Annotated in this window: 14 protein-coding genes and 1 other annotated feature (1 of these 15 running past the window's edge); of the genes, 13 read left to right on the forward strand and 1 reads right to left on the reverse strand. The window is 43.5% G+C overall.

Going from position 1 to position 14909, the window contains the following annotated elements; all coding sequences use genetic code 11:
- The first annotated feature begins 338 nt into the window (after positions 1-338).
- From ABIN22_RS05520 to ABIN22_RS05580, 13 genes are all read left to right on the forward strand, one after another.
- Positions 339-1481, forward strand: coding sequence for a hypothetical protein (locus ABIN22_RS05520; RefSeq protein WP_346907189.1), 1143 nt, complete (start codon positions 339-341; stop codon positions 1479-1481).
- Between the two features lie 136 nt (positions 1482-1617).
- A complete protein-coding gene (locus ABIN22_RS05525) occupies positions 1618-2058 on the forward strand; it encodes a hypothetical protein (protein WP_346907191.1) in 441 nt (146 codons plus the stop codon).
- 89 nt (positions 2059-2147) lie between these two features.
- On the forward strand, positions 2148-4208 hold the full coding sequence (locus ABIN22_RS05530; protein WP_346907193.1) for a restriction endonuclease FokI C-terminal domain-containing protein: 2061 nt from the start codon (positions 2148-2150) through the stop codon (positions 4206-4208).
- A 36-nt stretch (positions 4209-4244) separates the two neighbouring features.
- Positions 4245-4712 (forward strand): low molecular weight protein-tyrosine-phosphatase, encoded by a 468-nt coding sequence (locus ABIN22_RS05535; protein WP_346907195.1) that lies wholly within the window; start codon positions 4245-4247, stop codon positions 4710-4712.
- A gap of 63 nt (positions 4713-4775) precedes the next feature.
- On the forward strand, positions 4776-5138 hold the full coding sequence (locus tag ABIN22_RS05540) for a hypothetical protein (protein WP_346907197.1): 363 nt from the start codon (positions 4776-4778) through the stop codon (positions 5136-5138).
- Positions 5120-5404 (forward strand): AAA family ATPase, encoded by a 285-nt coding sequence (locus tag ABIN22_RS05545; protein ID WP_346907199.1) that lies wholly within the window; start codon positions 5120-5122, stop codon positions 5402-5404. The genes ABIN22_RS05540 and ABIN22_RS05545 overlap by 19 nt, the downstream gene beginning before the upstream one ends.
- Positions 5405-5458: 54 nt before the next feature.
- On the forward strand, positions 5459-6100 hold the full coding sequence (locus ABIN22_RS05550; RefSeq protein WP_346907201.1) for a hypothetical protein: 642 nt from the start codon (positions 5459-5461) through the stop codon (positions 6098-6100).
- A gap of 15 nt (positions 6101-6115) precedes the next feature.
- Positions 6116-6448, forward strand: a complete 333-nt coding sequence (locus ABIN22_RS05555) for an MmcQ/YjbR family DNA-binding protein (RefSeq protein WP_109730097.1) — start codon at positions 6116-6118, stop codon at positions 6446-6448.
- 16 nt (positions 6449-6464) lie between these two features.
- Complete coding sequence (locus tag ABIN22_RS05560; RefSeq protein ID WP_346907203.1) at positions 6465-9677, forward strand: UvrD-helicase domain-containing protein; 3213 nt, start codon at positions 6465-6467, stop codon at positions 9675-9677.
- A gap of 85 nt (positions 9678-9762) precedes the next feature.
- Complete coding sequence (locus tag ABIN22_RS05565; protein ID WP_346907204.1) at positions 9763-10653, forward strand: N-acetylmuramoyl-L-alanine amidase; 891 nt, start codon at positions 9763-9765, stop codon at positions 10651-10653.
- Positions 10654-10734: 81 nt separating this feature from the next.
- Positions 10735-10992: a TfoX/Sxy family protein gene (locus ABIN22_RS05570; RefSeq protein ID WP_109730100.1), complete on the forward strand. Its 258-nt coding sequence runs from the start codon at positions 10735-10737 to the stop codon at positions 10990-10992.
- Between the two features lie 194 nt (positions 10993-11186).
- On the forward strand, positions 11187-12041 hold the full coding sequence (locus ABIN22_RS05575) for an RNA polymerase sigma factor (protein ID WP_346907206.1): 855 nt from the start codon (positions 11187-11189) through the stop codon (positions 12039-12041).
- Positions 12042-12053: 12 nt separating this feature from the next.
- Positions 12054-12734: a DUF2461 domain-containing protein gene (locus ABIN22_RS05580; protein WP_346907208.1), complete on the forward strand. Its 681-nt coding sequence runs from the start codon at positions 12054-12056 to the stop codon at positions 12732-12734.
- A 97-nt stretch (positions 12735-12831) separates the two neighbouring features.
- Here the strand turns inward: ABIN22_RS05580 and thrS are convergent, their stop codons facing one another.
- The gene (gene thrS / locus ABIN22_RS05585) at positions 12832-14793 is read right to left on the reverse strand and encodes a threonine--tRNA ligase (RefSeq protein ID WP_346907210.1); all 1962 of its coding nucleotides are present in this window, start codon (positions 14791-14793) and stop codon (positions 12832-12834) included.
- Positions 14794-14846: 53 nt separating this feature from the next.
- Positions 14847-14909, reverse strand: a binding site (T-box leader); it runs 133 nt beyond the window's last position.

Below are 14909 nucleotides of genomic sequence, written 5' to 3' on the forward strand. Positions count from 1 at the left end.
TAATTCCATGCCCAATTTATAATCGACAATGCCCTTGATGGTGTGGAAGGTGGAAATTTTCATTTAACAATGGAAATGAGGAGACAATGTATAACTCGATAGATATAATAGTAAAAAAAGGTGACCAATGAAGCCACCCGTTGAGAACAAAGATTACAATAGGTTTTAAGTAAAAATCAAAGATTGTTGGTTTTTAGTAATTATTTTGTTAAAATAAAATCAGGTAAATAACAGAAGGGGAATTATTTAGCTATTAAATTTGTGTTTTAAGAAAAATAATATGGAAGAGTATACTTTAATGGTACATTTTACGAGTACTGTAGAAAAGAGGCGTTCTATTGTTTAAATATATTTTAGGCTATGTTATCATTTTGTTGGGGATTTATTACTGCAATGATAATATTATACATTTATTAAGTGGAAATTTGGCACTTGTTAGATTTATTGAACTGACCCTTCCTTTATCTGTGCCGAGTTTAATGTATTTTCTTCAGGTGAGTAAAGATAGATACGAACGTATAGAAAAAGAAAAACAGAAGGAAAGTAAACGTAAGATGGAGGAGGAGGATAAATTTGAGAGATCTTTGCCATTTTTCTATGTAAGAAATGGTACCATTTTTGCAAAAAGCCCTCAAAAGTCGCCCATCTTGAACGTGAAAATTAAAATTGATATTATTAAAAATGATTTTGGGATACTAGATGAATTGAGTGCAAGAGGAGAGGTTGATTCAGAAAATATTATACCTGTAGGTGGTTTAATAGATGGAGATGAAATTAATTTAGACTATCTTTTAGAAAGCAATAGCATATCCAAATGCATTAGATGGTTTGTTTTATCTGCGGTAACCATAACAAATGATATCGTTTATTTTATATACTTACCTTACTTGAAAACGGGGTGGCATTTTTATAGAAGGAAAGATGGTAAGAAGCCAAAGATAGTCCAATACATTGGTGAAGAAAGATATTATGAGTTGGCAAAATTTTTGGTGGCATATGTTTCGGAGCAACAGGATGAATTTTATTATAAAGAGAGTATCCTGAATGATGCAGTAACATACTTAAATAATAATGATTTACAGGAGTCCTTTGCGCAACTAATTAATTTAGTTAGACGCGTAAAAGAGTTACCCAAAAGTGAAATTCTTTATGTGCTACATAAGGCATATTTAATGCTTAATTATTTAAAAATTTCCCATAAAATTGAGCCGAATTATTTTAATGGAAATTTATTTGAAAAATGCAATTTTACAGATAAATATACAAAGGCATTAGAAAACCAAAATCATGAAATTATGATAAGGGAGTATTTGCAGGATATTATTAAACTTGTAAATAATGATAGTTGGGTTTCTTTGGATTTTTGGTTACGCAATGTAGAAGTGTATGTTCGAGATCAAAGTTGTGTATTAGATATAAATGCTTTGGAAAGAGAACTTAGAGAAACTATTCCATCACTTGTAGGTGGTCTAATAGATTAGATATAAAACAATGTAATAACGAAGTATTAGGATAGTCATTCAGAGAATGGCTAAAAATTGTAAGGAATATAAAGGATAAAATGAAATGGAAAATTTACATGAAAAAGATACAAAGGAAATAATTCATTTATACAGTATGACGATTAAGGAATTAAAACGACGTAAAGTCATTAGAACAAATAATGTAGTCGGGGAACTAGGGGAATATCTGGCAATTGAAATATATAATAGTACGCCCGGTATACCTAATCTTGCGCCTGCACCGGTGGGGACAGAAAATATTGACGCTATCAGCAGAAAAGGAGACAGGTATAGCATAAAATCAACGAGCAATACTACAACAGGTGTGTTTTATGGACTGGAAGAACCAGGATCAGAGGTACCTGATCGCCAGAAGTTCGAGTATGTTATTGTATGTAAGTTTGATGACGACTATGAGTTGCAGACAGTGGTGGAAATGGACTGGAATACGTTTCTGAAGAACAAACGCTGGCATAGTAGAATGCATGCATGGAATCTGTCATTAACGAAAAAACTCTATCAACAGTGTAAAGTTGTGTACAAAAAACAGGAATAAACATTCTCATAATGCAATAAATACTTTTTAATAAGAAAATGGCGTGTAGCTATCATTTAATTAAGGAGAAAAATGAAAAGAGGGGAAATATGGATAAAAAACAAGTATCTGATGTTCTGGTAGCAGATGTACAAAAGCAAAAAAGTGAATGGAGAAAAAAAGCGTGGTCTATTCCTGATTTAAGGGGTGGGAAACAGATCTGGTACGAACTTGTAAAAAAACTTGTGAAAGTACTTCAAACTGGTGAGAAGTGTGATTTAAATGCAGTCCCATTTACTGGAGACTTGGTCAATTCTCAAACTTGGCGAGTATATGCACCATTTTTGAAGGGGATGGGACTTGTTTATAATCACTCAGGTAGTTTAGTCTTATCAGATAAGGGCTACAGTTTTGCTGAGAAACCGACTAGAAGGAAATTGGCAGATTTAATGCAAGATAGATTTCGTTTATTTGGAGAAATGTTAGACGTTGTGAGTGAAGCACCAGTGACTATAGAAGAGGCAGACAAAAAAATATGTAGGAAGTACGGTTTGAATTGGAATAATTTGAGCAATACTCGAAAAAGAATGGACTGGCTAGAAATATTAGGATTAATAAACGCGACAGGAAATCATAAATGGGAAATAACAGCAGAGGGAAAAAAAGCATTAAAAGATTGGTGTATTGTAAATCCGGAGGTATTAGAATATGAAGATTCTGATATGGACGAGACTGAAATTACTGAACCCCCTATGGAAATCGCTGTATTATTACAGAAACTTGAAGAATGTCCAGAATTGCATAAGAAACGGTGTACTTATAATATATGTGTTCCGAGTCCAAATAGAATAGAAAATCTTCGAATAATTATTCAATTTGCCCTAAATAGAGTTTCGAGAAAAGAACTTTTTGAATTTATAGAAAATGAATTTGAACTTAAATTAAGCAGTGTGGAATCAATGTTACCTTTTTTAAAAGCATCAGGTTTGTTAGAAGAAGTAGGTAGAAATATTTATATTGCAACGGCAGCAGCTCGAGCATGGATAGAAACAGGAAATGATTTAGATTTTATTCGTATTCTTCATGTCCATATGCGGTTCGTAGGAGAAATATTATTATATGCAGAGAATGATGTTGTTCGCAATAATATTTATCTTAAAGGTCAGAGTTTTTGCATGAATAATGAAAAAATTAGATGGATAGTTGGATTTTTGTTAGAAGCGGGATTGTTAGAGGAGCCGCAGTACCTTCATTTAAAAACGACGAAGCTAGGACTAATTTTTGCTAAAACATTACCATTAGAAAAGTCAATAGAATGTAATATCTCTGAAGAGAATGTTAAGAAAGAAGAGAACAGGTGTGAGAGGAGAGCTAGTAAATTAGATAATATTTGTGAACGATTAAGTGCATCAGCTACGAATCCATGTATAGAAGGTAAAAATCCAGGATTGGCATTCGAAGAAGCTATTTCGGATATATTTAGTTATATGGGATTTAAATCAGAACATGTAGGCGGTTCTGGTGATACAGATGTAGTTTTAAAATGGAAACATAATGACGATATGGTTGTTGCAATTGTTGATGGAAAGTCAAAATCAAACGGACAAGTATCTCATGGGGATATAAGTGATATTGCTTTAGATACTCATAAAGAAAAGAATGATGCTAATTATGTTGCAGTGATAGGGCCAGGCTTTAGTGGCGAAACTATTAGAAATTTTGCTCTAAAAAAAGAATATGCACTTATTACCGATAAACAATTAATTGAAATTGCAAACGCATCTGAAGCATTAGGACTGAGTATTCAGGAAATATCCCTTATGTTTAAAGCACCTGATGGCTTTTCGCAACTCGAAGAGATTATTTCATCCAAAAGAAGAGAGTTAGATGTTATTTCAGAGATTATTAGACAGTTTTGTAATAAGCAGGAATTGTTAGAAAGTCTTTCGCCTAGAGATTTATTTTTGCTATTAATAAATTCAAGTATCTCTCCCTCTTTGGAAGAGTTGATTAGGGGATTTAATACCCTTTCAAACAATCAAATAGGTATCTTGAAAAAAGTGAATAAAAACACTATTCCTGAGAATGTTCAATATATTTTGTGTGATGAGAAAAGGACAATAAATAGAATGAGAGCACTAGCAAATGTAATTGAAAAAGGAATGGAATAATTAACCCGGTTAAAATATAAGTGAGGATGTGTTAAAATGATAAAAATACTATTCATCTGCCACGGCAACATCTGCCGCTCCCCCATGGCCGAGTTCGTCTTCCGCGACATGGTCCAAAAGCAGGGCATGGCCGACCTGTTTTCGATCGCGTCAGCAGCGACCAGCCGTGAGGAGATTGGCAATCCGGTCCACTACGGAACGGTGCAGAAATTGAAAGAGGTCGGTATTAGTACATCCGGCAAATATGCAGTCCAAATGAAGAAGCAGGACTATCATACTTATGATTACATTATAGGCATGGAATATCCGAATATACGCAATATTCTGCGGATTATCGGCGATGATCCGGAACATAAGGTGCACAAGCTGTTGGATTTCGGTGATAACCCACGCGATATTGCGGACCCTTGGTATACCGGTAATTTTGACAGAACATATAAAGATGTTGTGGAAGGCTGTGAAGGGCTTTTGCGGTATATTCTGGAACATGACAGGCTTTCATAAATACCGGGTTAACTCCTATACTTGCCGGCCAGAGATGTGGGATCACAGGAGGAGCATTCAAACATGATTTATTTAAGCAGTTTCAGGCTGTCCGGAGGAAAGGTGAAAAATCCCAACATATACCCATATAATGTTTTTGCTGACAAAGAGTGGGACCCATTTGTTTTTGGCAGGATTACTGTTTTATGCGGAAATAATGCCAGCGGGAAGTCAACACTTCTCAATATTATCGGGAATGTGCTTTCCCTTTATGGGACTGAGGATGTCGCGGTATGGGGCAGCAGGGGATATTTCACGGAGTTCTGTTCGCAGTGTGGCTATTCATTAGGTGAGGAAGAGGACGGGCGGCCGGTAAAGAAGATACCTTTGCGCAGGAGAAGTATTCAAACGGGGAAACGTCTCTTCAGTTGTTTGACGACTGGATAGAACCCAATGCCTTATATCTGATGGACGAGCCGGAAGTTTCATTAAGTCCCCAAAACCAGATTGCCCTTGCAGAAAAACTAAATGATATGTCGAGGTTTTTAAACTGCCAGTTCATCATAGCCACACATTCGCCATTCATGCTGGGGACACTGGACGCTAGGATTTATGATATTGATTCCAGATACGCAGAGGTGAAAAAATGGAACGAACTGGATCATGTAAGATTTATGTATGATTTTTTTCAAAAGCACAGAGATGAATTTTAATATAGTAAGAAGTTTTGGGAGAGTAATTTTAAGCGGAAGAAAAGGAACTGAAAAATGAGACTTCAGGATTTTAACCCTATTTTATATCTGGAAGACTACGAAAATATTCCGGAGGAGATCTATTGCTGGAAGCAGGACGAGGAGCTGCGTCCCGCGCCCGGATGGGGAGGGGAGCAGTCAGCAACAGGCACAATAGATATGATGTGGAATGATACTGATGTTATGCAGGTTTCTTTTCCGGACAGGCTGTGTGTTGGGATTGGCAGATACCATACCGGATCAGACGGAGAGATTTACCTGTGCACGCTTCTTGACCGGGGCGAAAAAACGGTTTTGTCCTGTTCCTTTGGGGTTTATCGTTCACCGGAACTGGTAAGGAAGGCTCTGGACATCTTTTTCCAGATATATCCGCTGCCTGATGCTGGCGGGGAAACGGGATGCGGTAAAGGGAAGATTTCTCTGCTAAGTAGCCGGAATCCGATTTATATGAAAAAAGAGTATCTTGATATTATTTCAAGGTACCCGGTAGAGCCTGAAATGACGGTGAAGGGGACCCGGGGCGGCGTGTCCGTGGTCAGTACTTATTTTTCCCAGCTGATGAGGAGAAAGGGAAGTACCGTTTTTACGACATGGCAGGACGCGGTTGACTGGCTTTCAATGGATATTGAACGTTATAATTTTAAATTACTATCTTGAGAAGAGGGAAACGTTATGGATCGAAAAAGTTTAATAGAATACTGTCTGACATTTCCGGGGACGTATGAGGATTACCCGTTTCATGACCCGAACTGGACGGTGATCCGTTTAAACAGGAGTAAAAAAATATTTGCATGGATCTTTGAACGGCAGGGGAATCTCTGGGTAAATGTGAAAGCAGATCCCCAATGGCGCGATTTTTGGCGCGATGCGTTTCCGTCAATTGTTCCCGGTTATCATTTGAACAAGGAACACTGGAATTCCCTGATTCTGGACGGGAGTATTCCAGAGGAAACGGTCGAGAAGCTAATCGCGGAGAGCTATGATCTGGTGAAGGGGAAACATTAGAGAAGAAGGTGTTAGAATGTACATTGCAGATTTACATATCCATTCCCATTATTCCCGCGCTACGAGCCGGGACTGTAACCTGGAGAATCTGGATCTCTGGGCCAGAAGGAAGGGGATTCATATTGTCGGAAGCGGGGATTTCACACATCCGGCGTGGCGGGAAGAGATGGCGGAAAAACTGGAGCCGGCAGAGGAAGGGCTCTATGTGTTAAAAGAAGAATACAGGATACGGGATGAATCCGTGGCAGATATGATGCTGCCGCGTTTTGTAATTACGGGGGAAATCAGTTCTATTTATAAGAAGAATGACCGAGTGCGGAAGGTCCACAGCCTGCTGCTTCTGCCGGGACTTGAAGCGGCGGAGATTCTGGCGAAGAAACTGGAGCTGATCGGGAATATTCATTCTGACGGGCGCCCGATACTGGGATTAGATTGTCATGACCTTCTGGAGATTATGCTGGAAATGTGCCCGGAGGCAGTTTATGTTCCGGCACACATATGGACACCTCATTTTTCACTATTCGGAGCATTTTCGGGTTTTGACTCTGTGGAGGAGTGTTTCGGTGATCTGTCAGGTCATATCCGCGCGATGGAGACAGGCTTATCCTCCGATCCGCCTATGAACTGGCGGGTTTCCGCGCTGGATAACTACCAGCTGATCTCGAATTCTGACGCACATTCTCCGGCCAAACTGGGGCGGGAGGCGAATCTTTTGGATATCGAGTTGTCATTTTCCGGTTTGCGGGATGCCATTCAGGAAGGTCGGGGACTGTACGGTACGATTGAGTTTTTCCCGGAGGAGGGAAAATATCATTTTGACGGCCACCGGAAATGTGGTATTTGTCTGAACCCGGCGGAAACGGAGAAATTCGGGGGAATCTGCCCAGTGTGCGGGAGGAAACTGACGATCGGGGTGTCACACAGAGTCGAACAGCTCGCCGACAGGCCGGAGGGATTTGTGCGCGGCGAGGCGAAGCCGTTTGAGAGTCTGGTGCCGCTGCCGGAGGTGATCGGAGCCTCGGTAGGTGCTTCCGCTGCCAGTTCGAAAGTGCAGAAGGAATATCAAAAGATGCTGCGCCGTCTGGGACCGGAATTTGAGATTCTTCGTCACGTTCCGATCGAAGACATTAGGAAGGTTTCAGGACATCTGGCGGCAGAGGGAATCCAGAAACTGCGTGATGGCAAGGTAGAACGTTTTCCGGGATTTGATGGGGAATACGGGACCATCAAATTATTTACGCAGGAAGATCTGGACAGTCTGAATGGACAGATGAATTTTTTCGATACCCTGCATATCAGTACAGATGCAGAAAAGAAAAAAGGATTGGAAAATACGTCGAGACAGAGTGAAATAAAGGAACAGGTGGCAGCGAATCAGGGAATGGCAATAACGCCGGTTTCTGAATGTGAAAATAATTCCGCAGCGGCGGATCAACTGAATGAACGGCAGGAGCAGGCAGTGAATGCCGTTGACCGAACGATTGCAGTCATTGCGGGACCGGGGACAGGCAAGACGAAGACTCTGATTTCCCATCTGTTATATCTGCTCGAAGTGCGGAAGGTAAAACCATCCGAGATCACGGCTGTAACATTTACCAATCAGGCGGCAGGGGAAATGAGGGAGAGAATTAAGAAACAACTGGGAAGGTCACGAAATATAAATCAGCTCCAGATCGGAACATTCCATGCTCTCTGTCTGCGTTTCCTGAAAGCACAGGGGCTGGAGTTTTCACTGGCGGACGACATGGCTGCGCTGGAAGCGGCCAGAACTGTTACAGAACAGGAAAATCTGGGGCTGACGCCAAAACAGCTCCTAAAGCTGATCTCTTTGGAAAAATCAGAAGCAGGCGCGGAAAGTGAGGAGGCCATAAAACTAGAGGCGGAAGGAAAAGACTGGCACGGGGGCTTTCAGCTGTATCAGCAGATTTTAAGAGAACAGAACATGCTGGACTTTGACGACCTGCTTCTTGAGACACTGCGAATCATGGAAGAGGGGAGTGCCGTCCCGGGCTGGGATAAGGGATTTTCCTATCTCCTTGTCGATGAGTTTCAGGATATCAGCCCCGTGCAGTACCGCCTGATTAGGGCATGGAACAAGGGCGGGAGAGAGTTGTTTGTAATCGGTGATCCCGACCAGTCCATCTATGGTTTCCGCGGTTCTGACGCAGCATGTTTTACAAGGCTTGCAGGGGATTACCAAGATCTCCGGGAGATCCGCCTTATGGAAAATTACCGTTGTGCCCCGGCCATTGTCGAGGCTGCAGCTGGGCTGATTTCCCATAATCCGGGGGATGCAAGGGAGCTGAAAGCGCACAGTAAAGTACAGAATCCGGTGCGTCTGGTAAGTGCCGCAGGTGAGATGGGAGAGGCCATATTTACGGCAAAGGAAATAAACAGGCTGACAGGCGGAATCGGCATGCTGGATGCACAGGAAATCGGGGCGGGAAATAAGAAAAACAGGGGATTTGGTGACATTGCCATACTTTTCCGCACACACAGGCAGGCCGAACTGCTTGAAAAATGTCTGAGAACGGAAGGAATTCCTTATGTAACTGCCGGCCGTGAAGACTTCCTGATGGAAGACGAAGTAAGAGGGAGTATCGCATTTTTCAAATGTCTGGAAAATCCGGAAGATGAATTTTCGAGGAAGCTTTGCTTAAAACTGCTGTGGAAGCTGGATAAAAATCTGGTGACGGACAGTGTTTTTGATACCGTGCATGATAAGTTCGCCCCACTTTTTAAGAAGAGTAAACCGCAGAAGTTTCTGGAGACATGGATCCGGGAAATGAAGCTGGAAGAGCATGCAGGGATGAAAAAACTGGCAGGAATGACGATATTTTATAAGACTATGCCAGAGTTTCTTGAGGCGCTGAGCCTTGGCGTGGAAAGTGACCTGAAGCGCTGTGGGGAGAAGAAGTATACGGGTGAAGCCGTAACGCTGATGACACTGCATGGGGCGAAGGGGCTTGAATTCCCTGTCACATTTATTTACGGCGTGCGTAAAGGGCTGATTCCTTTTGAAAAGGATAACAAAACAGATATGGAAGAGGAACGCAGGCTGTTCTATGTCGGCATGACAAGGGCGAAGGAAGAACTGATTCTGACTTCCTCCGGGGAAGAATCCCTGTTTATCAGTGAACTGCCGGATCAGGCGGTGATGCGTGAAAAGGCAGATAAACGAAAAAATGCAGACAGCGGGAAACAGCTGAGTCTCTTTGATTTTATGTAACGGTAAATATAGAAGTCATACGTATGGTACCCATTGGCATATAATAGTAGTATTGCAGTAACGTATTGCAGATGGAGGGTACGGTATGAAAAAGAAGAAAGGATTTCTCCTGCTGGCTGCTGCGGCAGTTATTATGACTATGCTGGCGGGGACAAGCCTGTATGCAAGAGGGCAGTTGGAGCAGAAGGCAGAGGCAGTAAAGACAGAGGCTCACGCACAGTCTCGGCAAGAAGTGGAGCAGAGGGGCCCTGCTGATACAGAAAGTGTGAATGCAGGCGAAGCGCAGGAGGTACGGTCACAGAGCGAAGAAAATGACGGGGAGCACCAGGAGAAGATGATCATAGCGCTCGACCCCGGGCATCAGGGGCCGGGAATCGATATGAGTGGTATGGAAGAGGATGCCCCGGGTTCGGGCGTGATGAAGCAGAAAAATAATTCTGGCACAACCGGGCGTTATACAGGACTTCCAGAATATCAGCTGAATCTGGATATTGCGTTAAAAGTAAAAGAGCGCTTAAGCCGGCTTGGTTACGAAGTGGTAATGAGCAGGGAAAATAACGAAACTGCGATGAGTAATCAGGAGAGGGCAAGACAGGCAAACGATTCCGGCGCCGTTTTATGCGTAAGAATTCATGCAAACGGGAGTGAGAGCCCCGGAAGTACAGGGGCGCTTTGTCTGGTGGTGTCTGAGGAAAACCCATATGCAGGAAGTCTCTACGGTGAAAGCAGTGAACTTGCACAGGATATTCTGGAAAAATACTGCGAAGCAACAGGATTTGAAAACCGGGGGATCCAGATCAGCGATTCCATGACCGGGATGAACTGGAGCCAGATTCCGGTTGTGATTCTGGAGATGGGGTTTATGACAAATGAGCAGGAGGACACCCGGATGGCCGATCCTTCTTTTCAGGAGAAAATGGCGGACGGTATTACTCAGGGGATTGAGCAGTACTGCTTAAAACGGAAAGTCAGGTAAAATCTTTCTGTCTTCTATGGTGTATTGCTGAAATTAGAGCTATAATGAAAACAGTACATATACAGGAACAGGAGGAGAAAGATGGGAGAATTATCAAAGCTTCCCAATATAGGTGAAGTTGTGGAAGAACAGTTAAATCAGGTTGGTATTACTACATACGAGCAGCTGAAAGAGATCGGGAGCAAACAGGCATGGCTGAAGATTCAGAGCATTGATCCTTCCGCATGCATCCACCGGCTGTATTCGATGGAAGGTGCGATCAGGGGGATTAAGAAGACTCAGCTTCCGGCAGATGTGAAAGCTGACCTGAAAGATTTTTATAACCATTTTAAACTATAATATACGGATCACCCGCCGGGACTAAAAGCTGTCCCTGACGGGTGTTTTTCTTCTGATGGGAAAATTTTCCGGCTTTTTTCCAGACTGGGGAAAAAGTTTTCGAAAAACTGTCACAGATGAAGAAACAGGCTGTCTAATTAATATATCTGGAAAAATTCAGATGAATCAGTATACAGAAGATATGGGAGGTTTATATGGAGATGGCAAAGGAAGATAGGAAAGACGAAAATGCTCTCGCAGCTGCGGCCATTGAGGGCGATGCACAGGCACTGGAAGCACTTATGGAAGGAATCCGGGACCGGGTTTTCAACCTTTCACTCAGGATGCTGGGAACCGTTCAGGATGCGGAGGACGCGGCGCAGGATATTCTGGTGCGCGTTATGACCAATCTGGCTTCCTTCCGCGGGGACAGTGAATTTGGAACATGGGTCTACCGCATTGCAGTAAATTATCTGCTCAATTATAAGAAATCCATGTTTGCACATCAGCCCCTTGATTTTGAGTTTTATGGGAATGATATCAAGTTTGCGGTATTGGATGAGACCGATGCGGTCATTGAAGAGGAGAGCCGGGAAGAGCTGGCGGAGGAATTGAAAATGTCCTGTACCAATGTGATGCTGCAGTGCCTTGATCCTGAGAGCAGATGCATTTTCATTCTGGGAACCATGTTTAAGATCGACAGCCGCACGGCCGGTCAAATACTGGATATGACACCGGAGAACTACAGACAGAAGCTTTCAAGGATCAGAAAAAGGGTGGCGGCATTTCTGGCAGAGTACTGCGGACTCGGCGGCGGTATGTGCAGCTGCAGACGCCGGACGGCATATGCGGTGAAGCAGTACCGGATAAACCCGAAAAAACTGGAGTATGTCAGGATGCACCCATTGGATAAGGATGTGCTGTCAGCCTGTAAGGAGGAGATGGAAAAGCTGGACGAGCTTTCACTGGTATTTGAGGAACTGCCTGCATACCAGACACCGGAAACAATCCGCGACAGGATGGAAATGGTTCTTAAGTCCGTCCAGATGAAGAAAATTCAGGAATTTTAGGAGGAACACAATATGGCAGATAATATTCTTACATACCTTAGTAATTTAGAACAGAACAATAACAGAGAGTGGTTTCATGCACATAAGGCAGAATATCAGGACGCGGTGGCTCAGTTTGAAGGGCTTATAGAGGGGCTGATGCTGGAGCTCGGAAAAGATGACAGCCGGATTCTGCAGTTTAAGCCGGGAGAACTGACCTTTAAGATCATGCGTGATACCCGGTTCAGCCACGACAAGTCGCCCTATAACCCTGCGTTTCGCTGTCATATATCACCGGGAGGAAAACTGCCGGTTCCGGTTGGCGATTTTCTTTTCATCAGTCCGGGGGGACGATCTTTTCTGGGAGGCGGGCTGTTTGCGGATATGTTTAAAGATGCAACAAAGATGGTGCGCGATTATATCAGCACACATACAGAAGAATTCACAGATATACTGGAGGAGCCACAGTTTAAGGAATCCTTCAAAGTGGAAGGGAGTTCCCTGAAAAATGTTCCCAAAGGCTATGATCCCGGGAATCCTATGGCCGATTATCTGAAATTTAAAAGCTGGTATATTGAAGACCATTTTGAAGATGCGCTGCTGGATGATACAGATGCATTTATCGAATATGCCGTGAAAAGATTCCGCATGCTGAGGCCGTTCAACCAGTATTTGAATGAAGCACTGAGGGGCTTCCAGATGCCTGTGAGATAGAAAATCATACGTAGGATACAGGGATGTGACATGAGTCTGCCGGTCCGAAGCCGTATATATGGGGATTCGGACCGGCAGTGTTTATTTTTTATGAATCTTATTTTTGTTCCTGAACTTCTATTTTACGAATCTCTTTTGTCCTGATTTCTTTACAGATGGCGCCGATGAATTCCTGCAAATCTTTTGCACCTTCGTCTCCTAAGAAACGGCTTCTTACAGAAACGGTGCCATCATTTTCTTCCTTTTCTCCTACAATGAGCATATATGGTATTTTAGCAAGCCTTGCTTCGCGGATTTTGTAGCCAATTTTTTCGGAACGCCCGTCGACAGTGCTCAGGACGCCATTTGCTTTCAGTTCTTTTTCTACGTTGGCCGCGTAATCCAGATACTTGTCGGAAACAGGGAGGATGCGGACCTGTTCCGGGCAGAGCCATGTCGGGAACATGCCTGCATATTTTTCGATCAGCCATGCCAGAGTTCTTTCGTAGCAGCCTATGGAAGTTCTGTGTATGATATAAGGGCGGACCTTGTCGCCGTTCTGGTCGATATAATACATATCAAACTGCTCCGCAAGCAGTGCATCCCACTGTATCGTGATCATAGTATCTTCTTTGCCATATACATTTTTTGCATTGATATCGACTTTTGGGCCGTAGAATGCAGCCTCTCCGACATCTTCCACGAACGGGACATCCAGTTCGATTAAGATTTGGCGGATGTGTTCCTCAGTCTGGTTCCATACTTCAGCATCACCGATGTATTTTCCGGTGTTTTCTGGGTCCCATTTTGAAAGGTGGTAAGTTACGTCATCCTGAAGTCCGAGTGTTGTCAGACAGTGTTTCGCCAGCGCAAGGCAGCCTTTGAATTCTTCCACCATCTGGTCCGGGCGGACAATCAGGTGCCCTTCGGAGATTGTAAACTGGCGGACACGGGTCAGTCCGTGCATTTCTCCGGAGTCTTCATTTCTGAACAGAGTTGAAGTCTCACTGTAACGCAGCGGCAGGTCGCGGTAAGATTTCTGGCTTGCTTTATATACATAATACTGGAACGGGCAGGTCATCGGGCGCAGTGCGAAAACCTCTTTGTCTTTTTCTTCATCACCGAGCACGAACATGCCGTCCTTGTAATGATCCCAGTGGCCGGAAATCTTGTACAGGTCACTTTTCGCCATCAGCGGGGTTTTCGTGCGGATATAGCCCCAGTTGTTATCCTCTTCGTCTTCAATCCATCTCTGGAGAGTCTGGATGATTTTGGCGCCCTTAGGCATCAGCAGGGGGAGTCCCTGTCCGATTACGTCGACGGTTGTGAATAATTCCATCTCCCGGCCCAGTTTATTGTGGTCCCGTTTTCTGACTTCTTCCAGATAAACAAGATAATCATTCAGTTCATCCTTTGTAGCAAAGGCGCTGCCATAGATTCTCTGGAGCATCGCGTTATTGGAATCACCCCTCCAGTATGCACCGGAAGAAGAGGTCAGTTTAAATGCCTTGATGCCCTTCGTACTCATCAGGTGAGGACCCGCACACAGATCCACAAAATCCCCCTGCCTGTAGAACGAAATCACAGCATCTTCCGGAAGGTCGCGGATCAGCTCCACTTTGTATGGTTCCCCCTTCTCCTCCATAAAGGCAATGGCTTCATCACGGGGAAGTGTAAAACGTTCCAGCTTCGCCCCCTTCTTGATGATCTTTTTCATCTCCTTTTCGATCTTATCCAGATCTTCCCTTGAAAACGGTGCGGAATCAAAATCATAATAATACCCCGTATCGATCGCCGGCCCGATCGCCAGCTTTGCATCCGGGAACAGATTCTTCACAGCCTCCGCCAGCACATGGGAACAAGTATGGCGGACAACCCGAAGCCCGGCTTCATCTCTGGCTGTAAGAATGTTTAAAGTACAGTCACAGTCAATCACTGTCCTCATATCCACAACTTCCCCATTCACTTCCCCGGCACAGGCCGCCCTTGCCAGCCCCTCACTGATGTCAAATGCAACATCTATCACCGATTTACTCTCTTCATATTCCTTTACAGAACCATCTTTTAATGTAATCTTCATTCTATTTTTCTCCTTTCAACATAAAAAAGTCCCTGAACAATTTCTTCCGATTGTTCAGGGACGATAGACTTTCATACCGCGGTTCCACCCTTTTTGCAAGTGCCACTCAATTAGAC

The organism is Faecalicatena orotica (assembly GCF_905197545.1).
Taxonomy (GTDB): Bacteria; Bacillota; Clostridia; order Lachnospirales; family Lachnospiraceae; genus Faecalicatena_A; species Faecalicatena_A orotica.

Coding starts and splice junctions, on each gene's coding strand:
- ABIN22_RS05525 (WP_346907191.1), top strand. CDS start 1,618: ATGACGATTAAGGAATTAAAACGACGTAAAGTCATTAGAACAAATAAT.
- ABIN22_RS05530 (WP_346907193.1), top strand. CDS start 2,148: ATGGATAAAAAACAAGTATCTGATGTTCTGGTAGCAGATGTACAAAAG.
- ABIN22_RS05535 (WP_346907195.1), top strand. CDS start 4,245: ATGATAAAAATACTATTCATCTGCCACGGCAACATCTGCCGCTCCCCC.
- ABIN22_RS05540 (WP_346907197.1), top strand. CDS start 4,776: ATGATTTATTTAAGCAGTTTCAGGCTGTCCGGAGGAAAGGTGAAAAAT.
- ABIN22_RS05550 (WP_346907201.1), top strand. CDS start 5,459: ATGAGACTTCAGGATTTTAACCCTATTTTATATCTGGAAGACTACGAA.
- ABIN22_RS05555 (WP_109730097.1), top strand. CDS start 6,116: ATGGATCGAAAAAGTTTAATAGAATACTGTCTGACATTTCCGGGGACG.
- ABIN22_RS05560 (WP_346907203.1), top strand. CDS start 6,465: ATGTACATTGCAGATTTACATATCCATTCCCATTATTCCCGCGCTACG.
- ABIN22_RS05565 (WP_346907204.1), top strand. CDS start 9,763: ATGAAAAAGAAGAAAGGATTTCTCCTGCTGGCTGCTGCGGCAGTTATT.
- ABIN22_RS05570 (WP_109730100.1), top strand. CDS start 10,735: ATGGGAGAATTATCAAAGCTTCCCAATATAGGTGAAGTTGTGGAAGAA.
- ABIN22_RS05575 (WP_346907206.1), top strand. CDS start 11,187: ATGGAGATGGCAAAGGAAGATAGGAAAGACGAAAATGCTCTCGCAGCT.
- ABIN22_RS05580 (WP_346907208.1), top strand. CDS start 12,054: ATGGCAGATAATATTCTTACATACCTTAGTAATTTAGAACAGAACAAT.
- thrS (WP_346907210.1), bottom strand. CDS start 14,793: ATGAAGATTACATTAAAAGATGGTTCTGTAAAGGAATATGAAGAGAGT.